Source organism: Massilia sp. Masssp93, assembly GCF_059491295.1.
In genome coordinates, this window is the sequence record NZ_CP168502.1 from 4,497,243 (window position 1) to 4,512,989 (window position 15,747).

Annotated in this window: 16 protein-coding genes; 6 read left to right on the top strand and 10 right to left on the bottom strand. The window is 66.4% G+C overall.

All coding sequences use genetic code 11. The annotated features are described in order from the left end of the window. Positions 1 to 69 precede the first annotated feature (69 nt). Both mutS and ACEN9Q_RS18440 read left to right on the top strand, forming a co-directional pair. Positions 70 to 2,715, top strand: coding sequence for a DNA mismatch repair protein MutS (gene mutS / locus ACEN9Q_RS18435; protein ID WP_495628972.1), 2,646 nt, complete (start codon positions 70 to 72; stop codon positions 2,713 to 2,715). 2 nt (positions 2,716 to 2,717) lie between these two features. Further along, a complete protein-coding gene (locus ACEN9Q_RS18440; protein WP_056443017.1) occupies positions 2,718 to 3,713 on the top strand; it encodes a hypothetical protein in 996 nt (331 codons plus the stop codon). Between the two features lie 97 nt (positions 3,714 to 3,810). Here the strand turns inward: ACEN9Q_RS18440 and ACEN9Q_RS18445 are convergent, their stop codons facing one another. Then, positions 3,811 to 4,353: an FKBP-type peptidyl-prolyl cis-trans isomerase gene (locus tag ACEN9Q_RS18445; protein WP_056443020.1), complete on the bottom strand. Its 543-nt coding sequence runs from the start codon at positions 4,351 to 4,353 to the stop codon at positions 3,811 to 3,813. Positions 4,354 to 4,480: 127 nt separating this feature from the next. On the opposite strand from ACEN9Q_RS18445, the gene ACEN9Q_RS18450 reads away from it, so the two are divergent. The 3 genes from ACEN9Q_RS18450 to ACEN9Q_RS18460 all read left to right on the top strand — a co-directional run bounded on the left by ACEN9Q_RS18450 (position 4,481) and on the right by ACEN9Q_RS18460 (position 6,642). Further along, the gene (locus tag ACEN9Q_RS18450) at positions 4,481 to 5,617 is read left to right on the top strand and encodes a JmjC domain-containing protein (RefSeq protein ID WP_495625580.1); all 1,137 of its coding nucleotides are present in this window, start codon (positions 4,481 to 4,483) and stop codon (positions 5,615 to 5,617) included. Between the two features lie 2 nt (positions 5,618 to 5,619). Then, positions 5,620 to 6,129: a DUF7931 domain-containing protein gene (locus ACEN9Q_RS18455; protein ID WP_495625581.1), complete on the top strand. Its 510-nt coding sequence runs from the start codon at positions 5,620 to 5,622 to the stop codon at positions 6,127 to 6,129. Positions 6,130 to 6,375: 246 nt separating this feature from the next. Then, positions 6,376 to 6,642, top strand: coding sequence for a hypothetical protein (locus tag ACEN9Q_RS18460; protein ID WP_495625582.1), 267 nt, complete (start codon positions 6,376 to 6,378; stop codon positions 6,640 to 6,642). A gap of 299 nt (positions 6,643 to 6,941) precedes the next feature. On the opposite strand, the gene bamC is transcribed toward ACEN9Q_RS18460, so the two are convergent. The 9 genes from bamC to ACEN9Q_RS18505 form a co-directional block, all read right to left on the bottom strand. Then, complete coding sequence (gene bamC / locus ACEN9Q_RS18465) at positions 6,942 to 8,057, bottom strand: NlpB/DapX family lipoprotein (RefSeq protein WP_229412726.1); 1,116 nt, start codon at positions 8,055 to 8,057, stop codon at positions 6,942 to 6,944. A 32-nt stretch (positions 8,058 to 8,089) separates the two neighbouring features. Continuing rightward, the gene (gene dapA, locus ACEN9Q_RS18470; protein WP_056443031.1) at positions 8,090 to 8,986 is read right to left on the bottom strand and encodes a 4-hydroxy-tetrahydrodipicolinate synthase; all 897 of its coding nucleotides are present in this window, start codon (positions 8,984 to 8,986) and stop codon (positions 8,090 to 8,092) included. 101 nt (positions 8,987 to 9,087) lie between these two features. Further along, the gene (locus ACEN9Q_RS18475) at positions 9,088 to 9,642 is read right to left on the bottom strand and encodes a class I SAM-dependent methyltransferase (RefSeq protein ID WP_495625583.1); all 555 of its coding nucleotides are present in this window, start codon (positions 9,640 to 9,642) and stop codon (positions 9,088 to 9,090) included. Continuing rightward, positions 9,642 to 10,844, bottom strand: coding sequence for a tryptophan--tRNA ligase (locus tag ACEN9Q_RS18480; protein WP_056443037.1), 1,203 nt, complete (start codon positions 10,842 to 10,844; stop codon positions 9,642 to 9,644). The genes ACEN9Q_RS18475 and ACEN9Q_RS18480 overlap by 1 nt, the downstream gene beginning before the upstream one ends. 7 nt (positions 10,845 to 10,851) lie before the next feature. Further along, positions 10,852 to 11,445, bottom strand: a complete 594-nt coding sequence (locus tag ACEN9Q_RS18485) for a site-2 protease family protein (RefSeq protein ID WP_307188999.1) — start codon at positions 11,443 to 11,445, stop codon at positions 10,852 to 10,854. A 105-nt stretch (positions 11,446 to 11,550) separates the two neighbouring features. Beyond that, on the bottom strand, positions 11,551 to 12,174 hold the full coding sequence (locus ACEN9Q_RS18490; protein WP_056443042.1) for an L-threonylcarbamoyladenylate synthase: 624 nt from the start codon (positions 12,172 to 12,174) through the stop codon (positions 11,551 to 11,553). Beyond that, positions 12,171 to 13,070, bottom strand: coding sequence for a protease HtpX (gene htpX, locus ACEN9Q_RS18495; RefSeq protein ID WP_056443044.1), 900 nt, complete (start codon positions 13,068 to 13,070; stop codon positions 12,171 to 12,173). Before htpX ends, ACEN9Q_RS18490 begins: the two co-directional genes overlap by 4 nt. A 194-nt stretch (positions 13,071 to 13,264) precedes the next feature. Next, positions 13,265 to 14,104 carry a 3',5'-nucleoside bisphosphate phosphatase gene (locus tag ACEN9Q_RS18500; protein ID WP_495625584.1) on the bottom strand — a complete coding sequence of 280 codons (840 nt, stop codon included), beginning with the start codon at positions 14,102 to 14,104 and terminating at the stop codon, positions 13,265 to 13,267. 84 nt (positions 14,105 to 14,188) lie between these two features. Next, entirely contained in the window at positions 14,189 to 15,067 is an 879-nt protein-coding gene (locus tag ACEN9Q_RS18505) for an alpha/beta fold hydrolase (RefSeq protein WP_495625585.1), read from the bottom strand. Positions 15,068 to 15,221: 154 nt separating this feature from the next. Between ACEN9Q_RS18505 and ACEN9Q_RS18510 the strand changes: the two genes are divergently transcribed. Further along, positions 15,222 to 15,746, top strand: a complete 525-nt coding sequence (locus ACEN9Q_RS18510) for a gamma carbonic anhydrase family protein (RefSeq protein WP_495625586.1) — start codon at positions 15,222 to 15,224, stop codon at positions 15,744 to 15,746. Position 15,747 lies beyond the last annotated feature (1 nt).

A 15,747-nucleotide genomic window follows, 5' to 3' on the forward strand; every position in this document is an offset into this window, starting at 1 on the left:
CCGCCCGACGAAAAACATACCCCCATCAATCCGCAGGGTGTGAAGCCCGGGAAAAGCGCCGTCACCCCCATGATGCAGCAGTACCTGAGCATCAAGGCCGACTACCCCACGATGCTCGTGTTCTACCGGATGGGCGACTTCTACGAGCTGTTCTTCGAGGATGCCGAGAAGGCCGCGCGCATCCTGGGCATCACGCTGACGGCGCGCGGCAGCTCGGGCGGGAATCCGATCAAGATGGCGGGCGTGCCCTTCCACTCGCTCGATCCTTACCTCGCGAAGCTGGTCAAGCTGGGCGAGTCGTGCGCGATCTGCGAGCAGATCGGCGATCCGGCGCTCAGCAAGGGCCCCGTCGAGCGCAAGGTCGTGCGGGTCGTCACGCCGGGGACGCTGACGGACGCCGACCTGCTGCCCGAGAAGGCCGAGCGGCCCCTGCTCGCCGTGTGCACGGTCGCGACGCGCAAGGTCGTCACGACCGGCCTCGCGTGGATGTCGCTGGCGAGCGGCGCGCTCAAGCTGATGGAATTTACGGGCGATGCGCGCGCGGCCGCGGCACGCCTGGTCCAGGAACTGGAACGCATCGCGCCGGCCGAAGTGCTGCGCGCGGACTCGGTTGCCAACAACGGCGCCGACCTGTTCGACACAAGCCCGGTCGGCCACACGGCGCGCGTGCCGGAATGGCATTTCGATGTCGTGCACGGCCACAAGACGCTGCTCGACCAGCTCGGCGTCGCGACCCTGTCCGGCTTCGGCGCGGACGGTCTCGGCGCCGCGTTCGGCGCGGCCGGGGCGCTGCTGCGCTATGCCCGGGCGACGCAGGGCCGCGGCCTGCAGCACGTGAAGCGTCTCGCCGTCGAATCGGAGAGCGAATTCATCGGCCTCGATGCGTCCACGCGCCGCAACCTCGAACTCACGGAGACGATCCGCGGCCACGAATCGCCCACGCTGTTTTCCCTGCTGGATGGCTGCCGCACGGCGATGGGTTCGCGCCTGCTGCGCCACTGGCTGCACCATGCCAGGCGCGACCAGCGGGGGGCGCGCGCGCGCCACGAGGCGATCGCCGCGCTGGCCCAGCGCGAAGCGATGTCCGACCTGGCGGCGACGCTCACGCACGTGCCGGACATCGAACGCATCACGACGCGCATCGCGCTGCTCACGGCGCGTCCGCGCGACCTCGCCAGCCTGCGCGACGGCCTCACGCAACTGCCGGCGCTGCGCGACCAGGTGACGCGCTGCTTCATCCCGGGCGACTCGTGCCTGCTGCGCGACATCTTCGATGCCATCGCGATTCCCGAGGCGTGCCTCGACCTGCTGCGGCGCGCCGTCGCGCCGGAACCGGCCGCGATGGTGCGCGACGGCGGCGTGTTCGCGCGCGGCTTCGACGCGGAGCTGGACGAACTGCGCGCGCTGTCCGAGAACGCCGGCCAGTTCCTCGTCGACCTGGAAGCGCGCGAACGCGCCCGCACGGGCATCGCCAACCTGCGCGTCGAGTACAACCGCGTGCACGGCTTCTACATCGAGGTGACGAACGGGCAGGCCGACAAGGTGCCGGACGATTACCGCCGGCGCCAGACGCTGAAGAACTGCGAGCGCTACATCACGCCGGAACTCAAGGCGTTCGAAGACAAGGCCCTGTCCGCGCAGGACCGCGCGCTGGCGCGCGAAAAGCTGCTGTACGACCTGCTGCTGGCCGACCTCGCGCCGCACATCGTGTGCCTGCAGCGCATCGCGTCCGGCATCGCGCAGCTCGACACGCTGACCGCCCTCGCGGACCACGCCGTGCGCAACAACTGGTGCATGCCGCAGCTGGTCGAGGCGCCGTGCCTGACGGTCGTCGAAGGCCGCCATCCGGTCGTCGAGAACCAGATCGAGCGCTTCATCGCGAACGACTGCATCCTGTCGAACGAGCGCCGCCTGCTCTTGATCACGGGCCCGAACATGGGCGGCAAGTCGACGTTCATGCGCCAGGTCGCGCTGATCACGCTGCTCGCCTACGTGGGCAGCTACGTGCCGGCGACGAGCGCGACGATCGGTCCCATCGACCGCATCTTCACGCGCATCGGCGCGTCCGACGACCTGGCGGGCGGCCGCTCCACGTTCATGGTGGAGATGACGGAATCGGCCGCGATCCTGAACGGCGCGACGGAGCACTCGCTCGTGCTGATGGACGAAGTGGGCCGCGGCACGTCGACGTTCGACGGCCTCGCGCTCGCATGGGCCATCGCGCGCCACCTGATCGAGACGAGCCGCAGCTTCACGCTGTTCGCCACCCACTACTTCGAACTGACCCAGCTGCCGGAGCAGAATCCGAGCGCGGCCAACGTGCACCTGTCGGCCGTCGAGCACAAGGACAACATCGTGTTCCTGCACGCCGTGCAGGATGGTCCAGCATCGCAGAGCTACGGCCTGCAGGTCGCGCAGCTCGCGGGCGTGCCGCCAGGCGTGATCCGCGCCGCGCGCAAGCACCTGGCGCGGCTGGAGGCGCAGGCGCAGGCGCTCGATGCGACGCCGCAGCTCGACCTGTTCGCACCGCCCCCCTGCGACGACGCCGACGCCGATGCCGACGCCGACGCCGCGGCCCCGGCCGCGCCGGCGCCGCTGCACGAGGCGGCCGACTCGCCCGCGCTGGTGCTGCTGGATACCATCGATCCGGATGCCCTGAGCCCGCGCGAAGCGCTCGAACGCCTGTACGAGCTCAAGCGCCTGGCCTCGGCCTGACGATGCAGCGGCGCCGCTTTTCGCTCATCCTGTCCGTCCTGTTTGCCAGCGCCTGCGCCATCGCGGGCGGCGCGCGCGCGGATGGGCTTATCCGCAACACGTACGAGGACGACGCGCACCGCTTCGCCATCATCGGCCACGGCTTCACGGATGGCGGCGAAAAACGCCTCACGCAGGCGTTGCGCGACAACGACGACAATGACGTCGCCTTCCTCGTCGTCACGGGCATCAAGGGTGCGAACGAACCGTGCACCGACAAGCTGTACCAGAAGCGGCGCGAACTGATCGACGATGCGCGCCGGCCCGTCGTCGTGCTGCCGGCCGGCAGCGACTGGAGCGAATGCAAGAACAGCGCCGGCCGCTCCGACGCGATCGAGCGCCTGAACCGCATCCGTGAACTGTTCTACGGCGAGCCGAACACGCTGGGCGCGCGCAAGCTGGCGCTGACGCGGCAGTCGATGAGCCCGCGTTTTCGCAGTTATGCGGAAAATGCCCACTGGTCGGTCGGCAAGGTGTTGTATGCGACCGTCAACATGCCGGCCAATAACAACCACTACCTGAACGAGGCGGGCCGCAACAGCGAGTATGAGGACCGGCTCGTCGCGAACCGGTTCTGGCTGAACCGGCTGTTCGCCATCGCCCGGCGCGACAAGCTGGAAGCGCTCGTGCTGTTTTCCGAGGGCGACGTGAAGGCGCTCTCGCAACCGACCGGCCTGCGCGCCCTGCTGCGCAGCGCCGTGCCGGACAACGACGGCTTTGCCGAACCGCGCCGGCTGATCCTGTCGCTGGCGCAGAAATTCCGGGGCAAGGTGCTGCTCGTCGACGGCACGCGCGTGCGCGCGAAGCCGGCGATCGAATGGCGCGGCAACGTCGGCCACCTGGCGGCCGGCGCGGATGCGCTGGAGGTGGTCGTGGACCCGGCGATGAAGAGCCTGTTCAGGGTCGATCAGCGCAAGGTCGAGGCGGCGAAGCCGGCAAAGCCAGCGAAAGGCCAGTGATCACGTAACGGTGGATTCGTCCGCCGCAATACGCACGTCGTCCCCGCGCAGGCGGGGACGACGAAGTAACGACGTTACCGCGCAGGCCAGCTGCAGATTACTGCAGCGGCTGGCTACGGAAGTGGTCGCCCTCTTCGCTGTCGCCGATGTCGTCGTGGCCGTGATCATGGCCGTGGGCGCCGTGCACGTGGCCGTGGGTGATCTCTTCCGGCGTCGCCGCACGCACGTCGATCACGGACAGGTCGAAGCGCAAGGCCATGCCGGCCAGCGGGTGGTTGCCGTCGAGGACGACCTTATCGTCGGCGATTTCGGTGACGGTGAAGATCACCGGCTCCTCGTCGCCGCCCTCGGCCATGCCTTCGAACTGCATGCCGACTTCGATCGGCTCCGGCAGGCGGTTGCGCTCTTCGACCTTGACCAGGTTCGGGTCGTAGTCGCCGAACGCGTCTTCCGGCTCGATCTGGATCGTCGACGTGTAACCCACGTCCTTGCCGTCCAGCTCTTCTTCGATCTTGGGCAGCGTGTTCTCGTAGCCACCGTGCAGGTAGACCATCGGCTGGGCGCCGTCTTCGATCAGGTTGTTCTGGGCGTCGGACAGTTTGTAGTTCACCGACACAACCGTGTTCTGGGCAATCTTCATTGCACTTCCTTTCGTGGGTAAGGTTGCGATTATAACCCTACCACCAGTGGCTCCAAAAACCTACTGCGCGTCGCACTGCAGGGTTTTAGAAGCCACTTGCGACAACGGCCGCTGGTTATAATGACGCATGCAAAAATTACAGCTCCTCGGGAACCTCACCCCCGCCCAGTTCCTCCGCGACTACTGGCACAAGAAACCCCTCCTGATCCGTCAGGCGATCCCCGATTTCAAGCCGCTGCTCAAGTTCGAGAAGCTGGCCGAACTGGCACAGCTGAACCACGTGGAGTCGCGCCTCGTCACGCTTGCGGACGGCACCGGTAGCGACCGCCGCTGGGAGATGCAGCACGGCCCGCTGGCCGGGCTGCCGCCGCGCACGCAGCGCGAGTGGACCATGCTCGTGCAGGGCGTGAACCTGCACGATGCGAAGGCGGACGCGCTGCTGCGCCAGTTCCGCTTCGTGCCGGACGCGCGCCTGGACGACCTGATGGTCAGCTATGCGACGGACGGCGGCGGCGTCGGCCCGCACTTCGATTCCTACGACGTCTTCCTGCTGCAGGCGCAGGGCAGGCGCCGCTGGCGCATCGGCGCGCAGCAGGACCTGACGCTCGTCGACGGCCTGCCGCTGAAGATCCTCGCCAACTTCGAGCCCGAGGAAGAATTCGTGCTGGAACCGGGCGACATGCTGTACCTGCCGCCGCACTACGCGCACGACGGTGTGGCCGAGGGCGAATGCATGACGTATTCGATCGGCTTCCGCTCGCCGTCGTTCCAGGAACTGGGCGAAGCCTTCCTGCAATTCATGGCCGATTCGATCGACCTGCCGGGCCGCTACGCCGATCCGGGCCTGGCGCCCGCGAAGAACCCGGCAGAGATCCCGCGCGACATGCTGGCGACCGTCACCGAAGAGCTCAACAAGGTGCGCTGGGACGAGGAAGACGTGACGATCTTCCTGGGCGAACACCTGTCCGAGCCCAAGCACAACGTGTTCTTCACGCCAGTGGCGAAGCCGCTGACGATGGGCCGCTTCATGGAGCAGGCGGCGAAGAAGGGCCTCAAGTTGTCGCCCAAGACATTGATGCTGTATCGCGGCAAGCACGTGTTCATCAACGGCGAATCGTTTGCCGTCGGACGCGCCGACAAGACCGTACTGGACGTGCTCGCCAACGAGCGCGGCCTGGCCGGCGCCCTGCTCGCCCAGGCGTCCGACGACGTGCTGGAAGCGCTGTACACGTGGTACCAGGACGGTTGGCTGGAGCTGAACTGACCATGGCCGCGCCCGCGCCCGAACCCTTCGACACCCGCGCCGCGTTCCAGCAGCGCCTTGGCGACGTGCTGGCGCGGGCGCGGACGACGCTCGTCATGTTCGATCCGGACTTCGTCCCGTTCCGCCTGGGTGCGCCGGACGTCGATGCCGCCCTGCGCCGCTTCCTGCACGACGGCGGCCGCCTGCGCCTGGCGCTGCACGATGCCGCGCACCTGGAGCGGGAGGCGCCGCGCTTCCTGCGCCTGCTGCGGGATTACGCCCACGCCATCGAGTGTCGCCGGACGCCGCGCGGGCTGCGCGACCTCACGGATTCGTTCTGCATCGCGGACGACCTGCACATCGTGCGGCGCTTCCACAGCAATCACATGCGCGGCGAAGCCGCTTTTGATGCGCCGCAACAAACCGAGCTGTCACGCCTGCGCTTCGATGGAATTTGGGCAGAATCACAGCCTGGTCTGCAGGCCGGTGTTACCGGGTTGCAATCACTAGTTTTCGCTTGCTTTCGCCTATGAGAACTAGCGCACGGACAGGCGCCGTCATGTTACAACAAAATGAAGATTGCCTGTTCTGGCAACTGTTACGTCTTGACACGACTTTTCTATTGCGATTCAGTAAATTTGGCTATAATATCGGGTTAGGAAGGTTCCGTTGTCTGTAGGCACTTTTTCCAAAGTATACAAACAAGAGAATTCCTGACGAGCGATAATTACCGGTAATTATTCATCGCACCACCCTTTTGAATCAATTAAGGAAAAACCATGAAAAAATCTCTGCTGATCGTTTCCCTGCTGGCTGTTGCTCTGGCTGCCTGCTCGAAGAAAGAAGAAGCTCCGGCCGCTGCTCCGGCTGCTGAGACCACCGCTCCGGCTGCTGCTCCGGCCGCTCCGGCTGCTGACGCTGCCGCTACCCCGGCTGCTCCGGCCGCTGCTGACGCTGCTGCTTCGGCCGCTTCGGCTGCTGCTTCGGCTGCTTCGGCTGCTGCTGACGCCGCTTCGGCTGCTGCTGCTCCGGCTGCTTCGAAGTAATCAGCACCGCGCTGAAAAAACCGGCCTGCGGGCCGGTTTTTTTACGTCCGCAGGTTTTGTATAGATTGGTGGGCACAGGGTGCCCACCCTACGGCCCCGTTCAGGCATCCCGTGCCCATCGCGGATCAGCCAAACTCGGTCCGGTGTAATTCGTAGGGTGGGCACCCCGTGCCCACGACGCATCAGCCAAACCACGGCCCGGTTCAATTCGTAGGGTGGGCACCCCGTGCCCACGACGCATTCGCCGGGCAATAAAAAACCGGCCGCGCAGGCCGGTTTTTCGTTCGGGCGATACGGGCTTATTTCAACTCGTCCGCCAGCAGCTTGAGGATCTTGGCGCCGGTCGGCGACGTCTCCGGCTTGCCGTCGTTCGTCTGGACGGTCACGTCGGTCGACGTCGCGTTCGGCACGGTCGAGACGAGCACGCGGAACTTCTGCGCTTCCTTGTTCTTGTCGTCGCTGCCGAACAGCTTGCTGAAGAAACCTTCCTTCTTGACCGCATCCGGGTCGACGTAGCGCACGAAATAAATGCCCTGCACGCGGTCGCGGTCTTCCACCGTGAAGCCGACGCGGTCCAGTGCCAGGCCGACGCGGCGCCAGGCGCGGTCGAAGCCTTCGTCGACGACGACCTTGCTGCCTTCCAGCTTGGCGTGCTGCGGCTCCAGCGGGGCGTTGGTCACGAACGCGGTCGCTTCCTTGACCTTGGTGCCGGTCAGCTGGGCCATCAGGCGGCCCAGGAATTCGGCTTCCAGCTCCGGATCGTTCGGACGCGCGGTCCACGTCGACGTTTCCTTCTGCGGACCAGTCAGCACTTCCTCGGCGCCGCGGTGGCTGATGTAGATCTCGGTCATGCCGTCCGGACGGCGCTCGAGGCGGGTGCGGAACTTGTCGCGCTCGCCCGTCGAATACGCGGAATCGAACACCTTGCCGATCGTGCGGCGGATGAAGTCCTGCGGGATCTTGGCGCGGTTCTCGGCCCAGTTGGTTTCCATGATGCCGGTCTGGGCCGACTCGGTCTCGACGGTGAAGCCCGAGTTATGCCAGAACTCCAGCAGTTGCGGCCACAGCTGTTCCGGGGTTTCCTTGACCACGAGCCAGCGCTGGTTGCCGTTGCGCTCGATACGGATGGTGTCGGTAGGCACTTGCCCGATCTGTTCGCCCGACGCCGCGGCAACGGCCGGATTGGCGCTGCGCTGCTGCTGGAAGCCGGAAGCGGTGGCGACGCCGCGGCCATCCGGCACGGCGTAGCGGTTGTCCTTCTGCAGTTGGGTCAGGTCCGGCGGAATGTCCAGCGGCGCGGCCTTCTTGGAGGCTTTGTAGTCCACCTTGTCCGATTCGAACACGGTCGTGCACGCGGCGAGGCTGAACGCGATGGCGGTCAGCGCCAGGGTGCGAGCTGCGGTGGAGGTCATCATCTTGCGGTTCGTCATATCGTTAAAGCTGGTAATCAAAGGACGCCGGAGGCGCGCAGGGCCGCGCGGACGGTGTCGTGGTATTGCGCGGACAGCGGCGCCAGCGGCAGGCGCAGGCCGGCCGGCATCTTGCCCATCTCGGCCAGCGCCCACTTGACCGGCACCGGGTTCGGTTCGACGAACAGTTTGCTGTGCAGGTCGAGCACGCTGTTGTTGATCTCGATCGCGCGCGCGGTCTGGCCGCTCAGCGCGGCCTTGCACATCTCGGCCATCGCGCGCGGGGCCACGTTCGCGGTCACGGAAATATTGCCGGCGCCGCCGCACAGCATCAGCGCCAGTGCGCTCGCGTCATCGCCCGAGTACACGCCGAACGATTTGCCTTTGCCGGCGAACGAACGGTCGATGTCGCGCAGCAGTTCGATGCAGCGCGCGAGGTTGCCGGTCGCGTCCTTGATGCCGACGATGTTGTCGATGGCGGCCAGGCGCACCACGGTCTCGTTGCTCATGTCGGCCACGGTACGGCCCGGCACGTTGTACAGATACACCGGCAGGTCGGTCGATTCGGCGATCGCCTTGAAGTGGCGATACATGCCTTCCTGCGACGGACGGTTGTAGTACGGGACGACCTGCAGCGAGGCGTCGGCGCCGACTTCCCTGGCGTGGCGGGTGAGCGCGATCGCTTCGACCGTCGAGTTGCCGCCCGTGCCGGCGATGACCGGGACACGGCCGGCCACGTGGTCGACCGTCAGCTTGATCAGTTCGCAGTGCTCTTCCGGGCTCACGGTGGCCGATTCGCCGGTGGTACCGACGATGCAGATCGCGTCCGTACCTTCCGCCACATGCCAGTCGAGCAGTTTGCGCAGGCTGTCCCTGTCCAAACTTCCATCCTCGAACATCGGTGTGACGATTGCTACTATGCTGCCCTTAATCATAATCAGTGGACCGTGCCGTTAATAAATAATTGTCGATTGTAGCGGATAGCCTGGCGTTATGGTTCATTCCACACCATATAAATGGCATGGTTACAGGTTGGTTACATATCCAGTCTGACCGCCGCCGGATCGAATGCCGGCCCCGCCGCGCACAGCCTTTGCACGCGTGCCGGACGCGGCGCGTCGACCACGCCGTCCTCGTACGCGAGCACGCGCAGGCCGTGGCGCGATGCCATGTCGAGCAGCTCGCCGGGCGCCAGCAGGAAGGCCGGATTCGACGGCTTGCCGAAGCGTTCGTTCCCCAGGGCGAAGGTTTCGTAGACGAGCATTCCGTCCGGCGCCAGCGCCGCCGCCAGGTGCTCGAACAGCGGCCGGTGCAGGTAGTTCGTGACGACGATGCCGGCAAAGCGGCCCGGCGCGAAAGGCCACGTGGCGCCCTCCGCTTCCAGGTCGGTTTGCAGCGTCGTGATGCCGGGCCCGGCCGCCAGCGCCAGCGCTTGCGCGTCGCGGTCGACGGCCAGCACGGGGTGGCCGAGCGCGGCCAGCAGGCGCGCATGGCGGCCGCCGCCGCAGGCGAGATCGAGCGTCTCGCCCGGCGGGATCGAGCGCGCCCAGCGCGCGACCCAGGCCGATGGATTGTCGCCGGCGCCGTGCATCAGCTGTACGAGAGGCCCATGACTTCGCGCACGTCGCGCATCGTCTCCTGCGCCAGCTTGCGGGCCCGCTCGCAGCCGTCGGCGACGATGGCGCGCACGAGCGACGGGTCGTCGATGTATTGCTGGGCGCGCTCGTGCATCGGTTCCTGCTCGGCCAGCACGGCTTCCACGACGGGTTGCTTGCACTCGAGGCAGCCGATGCCGGCGCTCGTGCAGCCCTTCATGACCCAGTCCTTCGTCGCCGGCGCGGAATAGACCTCGTGCAATTGCCACACTGGGCATTTGAGCGGATCGCCCGCATCGCTGCGGCGCACGCGCGCGGGGTCGGTCGGCATCGTGCGGATTTTCTTCGTGACCGATTCCGGATCTTCGCGCAGCGAGATCGAGTTGCCGTAGCTCTTGGACATCTTGCGGCCGTCCAGGCCCGGCAGGCGCGACGCTTCCGTCAGTTTCACCTGCGGCTCGACGAGGATGATCTTGCGGCTGCCTTCGAGGTAGCCGAACAGGCGCTCGCGGTCGATGTTCGACAGGCTGCCCGCCTCGTCCAGCATGGCCTGCGCCTGCTCCAGCGCGGCGGCAATGCCGTCCTGCTGGTAGGACGTGCGCAGTTCCGCGTACAGCTTGGCGCGCTTGCTGCCCAGCTTTTTCACGGCCTCCAGCGCCTTCTGCTCGAAGCCCGGTTCCTTGCCGTACAGGTGGTTGAAGCGGCGCGCGATCTCGCGCATCATTTCGATGTGCGGGACCTGGTCCTCGCCGACCGGCACCTGCGTGGCGCGGTAGATCAGCACGTCGGCCGCCTGCAGCAGCGGGTAGCCGAGGAAGCCGTAGGTGGCCAGGTCGCGGCTGGACAGGTTCTCGATCTGGTCCTTGTACGTCGGCACGCGCTCGAGCCAGCCGAGCGGCGTGGCCATCGACAGCAGCAGGTGCAGTTCCGCGTGCTCCGGGACCTTCGACTGGATGAAGATCGTGGCCTGGGCCGGATCGATGCCGGCCGCCAGCCAGTCGATGACCATGTCCCAGGTGCTTTTTTCGATGATCGTCGGGTCGTCGTAGTGGGTGGTCAGCGCGTGCCAGTCGGCCACGAAGAACAGGCATGGCAGCTCGGACTGCATGCGGATCCAGTTCTTCAGGGCGCCGTGGTAGTGGCCAAGGTGCATCAGCCCGGTGGGGCGCATGCCGGAAACGACACGGTCGGGAAACATAGCGGTATCAGGTCAAGAGAATGTTCAGGGGAGAGACGATCAGGTGCAGCAGCAGCTTCGCGATCAGCTCGACGAAGAACAGCCAGTAACCGATCACCTTCAGGAAGATCAGGGCCAGCAGGATGATGAAGCCGTACGGCTCCAGGCGCGCGAACTGGAACGCGGCCTTGTGCGGCAGCATGGAAAACAGCACGCGGCCGCCATCCATCGACGGGATCGGCAGCAGGTTGAACGCCATCAGCCACAGGTTGGTCTTGACGCCCGCGTCAGCCACGAGGTGCGGGAAATCTTCCTGCACGCCGAAATACTGCAGGAAGATCGCGATCAGCAGCCACATCAGGGCCATCACGAAATTGGCGCCGGGACCGGACAGCGCCACCCACGCCATGTCGCGCTTGGGATGGCGCATCTGGCCGTAGTTGATCGGCAGCGGTTTCGCATAGCCGAACACGAAGCCGGACATCAGGTACATCACCACCGGAATGACGATGGTGCCGATGGGATCGATGTGACCGAGGGGATTGAAAGTGGTACGCCCTGCGGCGTGGGCGGTGTTGTCCCCGAAGTACCGTGCGGCGAATGCCTGGGCGGCATCGTGCATCGTGATCGCAAAGAGGACAGGCAGTGCATACACTGCCAGATTGCGTATGAGTTCATCCATAGACTGCGATTCTATCAGAGCGCGCGGTCACGACGGCCGCGGGCGCTAGAGGCCGAACGCGGCGGGGTCGCCGCGGCCCTCGCGCACGAGCTCGGCGTCAGGTCCCGTGAGGTCGACGATGGTGGTGGGTTCGAGCGTGCCGGCGCCGCCGTCGATCACGAGCTCGATCTGGCGGTCGAGGCGCGCGCGCACCTCGTCCGGATCGGACAGCATCTGGTCGTCGCCCGGCAGTTGCAGCGTGGTGCCGATCAGCGGCTCGCCCAGTTCTTCCAGCAGCGCGAGCAGGATCGCGTTTTCCGGCACGCGGATGCCGATCGTCTTGCGCGACGGATGCGACAGGCGCCGCGGCACCTCTTTCGTCGCCTCCAGGATCACCGTGTACGGTCCCGGCGTGACGGCTTTCAGCTGCCGGTACTGGCGGTTGTCGACGCGCGCATAGGTGGCGATCTCGGACAGGTCGCGCACGAGCAGCGTCAGGTGGTGCTTCTCGTCGACGCCGCGGATGCGCCGCAGTTTTTCGACGGCGGCCTTGTCGTCCAGGCGGCACACGAGGGCATAGGCGGAATCGGTCGGCGCGGCGACGATGCCGCCCGACTGGATGATCTGGGCGGCCTGGCGGATCAGCCGCGCCTGCGGATTGTGGGGGTGGACTTCGAAATATTGCGTCATCGCGCCAACCCCGTCTGGCGCAAGGCTTGCAATGCCGCGATGCGTTCTTCCATCGGCGGGTGCGACGCGAACAGCGCGCCCCAGCCGCTGCCGTGGCCGGAGATGCCGGACGCCGCCATCGACTGCGGCAGCGCGCCGGGTTGCAGGCCGCCCAGGCGCGCCAGCGCATGCTGCATCGGCAGCGCGCTGCCCAGCAACTGGGCGGAGCCGGCGTCCGCGCGGAATTCGCGCTGGCGCGAGAACCAGGCGACGATGAGCGACGCGACGAGGCCGAACAGGATCTCGCACACGAACACGGTGACCGCGTAACCGATGCCGGGGCCGCGCCCGTTGTCGCCGCGCCGGAACACGACGTTGTCGACGAAGAAGCCGACGACGCGCGCGAGGAACACGACGAAGGTGTTGACGACGCCCTGGATCAGGGTGAGCGTGACCATGTCGCCGTTCGCCACGTGCGCGATCTCGTGGCCCAGCACGGCCTCGACTTCCTCGCGGTTCATGTTGGCGAGCAGGCCCGTCGACACGGCCACCAATGCGGAATTCTTGAAGGCGCCCGTCGCGAACGCATTCGGTTCGCCCTCGTACACGGCCACTTCCGGCATGCCGATGCCGGCGCGCTGCGCGAGGTTGCTCACGGTGTTCATCAACCATGCCTCGGTGGCATTGCCGGGCTGCTCGATGACGCGCGCGCCGGTCGACCATTTGGCCATCGGCTTGCTCATCAACAGCGAGATGATCGCGCCCGTGAAGCCCACGACGAGCGAGAACACGAGCAGCGCCCCGACGTTGATCCCGGCGCCGCCGACCGGACGCCCGACGCCGAGGACGTTCAGCACGATCGACAGCACCAGCACGACGGCGAGGTTGGTGGCGAGGAACAGCAGTATGCGCTTCATGAGGAAGGATCTCCGGCCGGGTTCGATATCAGTCGGACAAGATAAGGGCGGGATGATGAAATTTCAAGCGTCGACGATGATACGCGGCCGAAAAGCCGTCGTTCCCGCGAAGGCGGGAACCCAAGTTTTGTGCGTCGACGCGGCGTGAACTGGATCCCCGCCTTCGCGGGGACGACGTATGCATGGGCTATCGCTTAAAACCAGTCGTGCCAGACCGGCACCACCCCGCTCGGCAGCGGCGGCAGCTGGTCGAACTCCACGCGCGCTTCCCCCGGCGCATGGAAATCCGTCCCGCGCGACGCGAGGAAGCCGTAGCGGCGCGCCACCTCGGCATAGGTCGCGTACTGGTCCGGCGTGTGGCTGCCCGTGACGACTTCGATGGCATTGCCGCCGAGCTGCTTGAATTCGTCGAACAGCGCGCCCTCGGCCGTCGCGTCGAAGCGGTAGCGGCCCGGGTGCGCGATCACGGGAATGCCGCCGGCGGCGCGGATCCAGCCCATCGCGTCGGCCAGGGTGGCCCAGCGGTGCGGCACATAGCCCGGCTTGCCTTCGGTGAGGTAGCGGCGGAACACCTCGGACGTCGTCGAGCACGCGCCGATCTCGCACAGATAGCGCGCAAAATGGGTGCGCGACAGCAGGTCCGGATTGCCGACGTATTTCAGCGCGCCCTCGTACGCGTTCGGGATGCCGGCCTTGTCCAGCTGCGCGGCGATCTCGCGCCCGCGCGCGTCGCGCCCGTGGCGCGTGGCGGCCAGGCCCTGCACGAGGATGGGATTGTCTTCATCGACCTGCAGGCCGACGAGGTGCACGGTCTCGTTCGCCCACGTCACGGAAATCTCCACGCCCGGCACGAAGCGCATGCCGAGCGCCAATGCCTCCGCACGTGCGGCCTTGACGCCTTTCAGCTCGTCGTGATCCGTCAGCGCCCACGCGTCGACGCCGCCCTTGCGGGCATACGCGGCCACGGCGGCGGGCGTGAGCACGCCGTCGGAGACGTTGGAGTGGCAGTGGAGATCGACTTTCATATGCGGCATCCGGACCTTGGGTGTCTTTGCGAAATACCATTGTACGCGGTTCGCATCCGGCGCGAATCGTGGGCACCCGTGCCCACGAGAACGTCAAGCGGCCAGGAATTCCTCGATCATCCGCGCCAGCGCCTCCGGCTGGTCGTGATGCAGCATATGCCCCGCGTCCGGCATCATGCGCGGCGTGACGTCCGCCAGCTGGGCCAGGCGGCGGTCGACCTCGTGGCGCGCCTCCTCCTTCGGTCCCATCCAGCGCCACATGTCCGTGTGCTCGGCCTCGACCCACAGCACGGGCGCCGTGATGCGGCGCCAGCAGGCGAGCACCTCTTCCACCTGGTACAGCAGCGGTCCCGTCATCTTGTGCGCCGGGTCGCCCAGGATTTCCCACGCGCCCTGCCCGTTCCGCGCGGACCAGTGCTGCGCGAGGAACGTGGCGCGGTCCGCCGGCAGGCGCGGATTCGTCTTCTGCAGGCGCGCCGCCACCGCTTCCAGGCTGGCATAGGCGCTCATGGCCGGCGGCGCCTTCACCTCGTCCAGCCATTTGGCGTAGCGGCCCGGCGCTTGCGCGGGATGCGTCGCGGGCAATCCGAAGCCTTCCAGGTTGATGAGCTTCGCGATGCGCGCCGGGCGTACGCCCGCGTACACGCTCACGATATTCCCGCCCATGCTGTGCCCGAGCAGGTTCACGGGCGCGTCGGGCGAATAATGGTCCAGCAGCGCTTCCAGGTCGGCGAAGTAGTCGGGGAACCAGTAGGTGTCGTTGCCCGTGCGGTCGGTGAGGCCGAAGCCGCGCCAGTCGTGGGCGATCACGTGCCAGTCGCCGGCCAGCGCGTCGACGACGAACTGGAACGATGCCGACATGTCCATCCAGCCATGCGCCATGAACAGCTTGGGCGCGCCCGCGCGGCCCCAGTGACGGACGTGGGTTGCTAGGCCGCGGATGGTGAGGAATTCGGAGCGGGACGGTGTCATGGCGTTTCCTGTCTGGGATTTAAATTAGTACGACCGTTCGCATTATAAGCATGAAGCTTGTATTCCCGCTGGCCGGCCCCATCTGGGCGACTTGCCGGACGATGCAGGCGGGAGGGCGTAAAATACGGCCATCTCAACCTTCCGCGAGCACCCCATGGCAATTTACCAGTTGGGCGAGCATGCGCCCGAGATTGATCCTTCGGCCTATGTCGCCGATTCGGCGAACCTGATCGGCAAGGTCTCGGTCGAGGCGGATGCCTCGGTCTGGTTCGGCGTGACGATCCGCGGCGACAACGAACGCATCACGATCGGTGCCGGCAGCAACGTGCAGGAAGGCACGGTGATGCACACGGATATGGGTTTTCCGCTCGTGCTCGGCAAGAACGTCACCGTCGGCCACCAGGCGATGCTGCACGGCTGCACCGTCGGCGACGGCGCGCTGATCGGTATCCAGGCCGTGGTGCTGAACGGCGCGAAGATCGGCAAGGGCTGCCTCGTAGGCGCCGGCGCCGTCGTCACCGAAGGCAAGGACTTCCCGGACCACTCGCTGATCCTGGGCGCCCCGGCCAAGGTGGTACGCACGCTCACGGAAGACGACCTGCTCCGCCTGCAGGGCAATGCCGCCAGCTATATCGAGCGCGGCAGGCGCTTCAAGGCGGAGCTCAAGAAAATCGGATAAA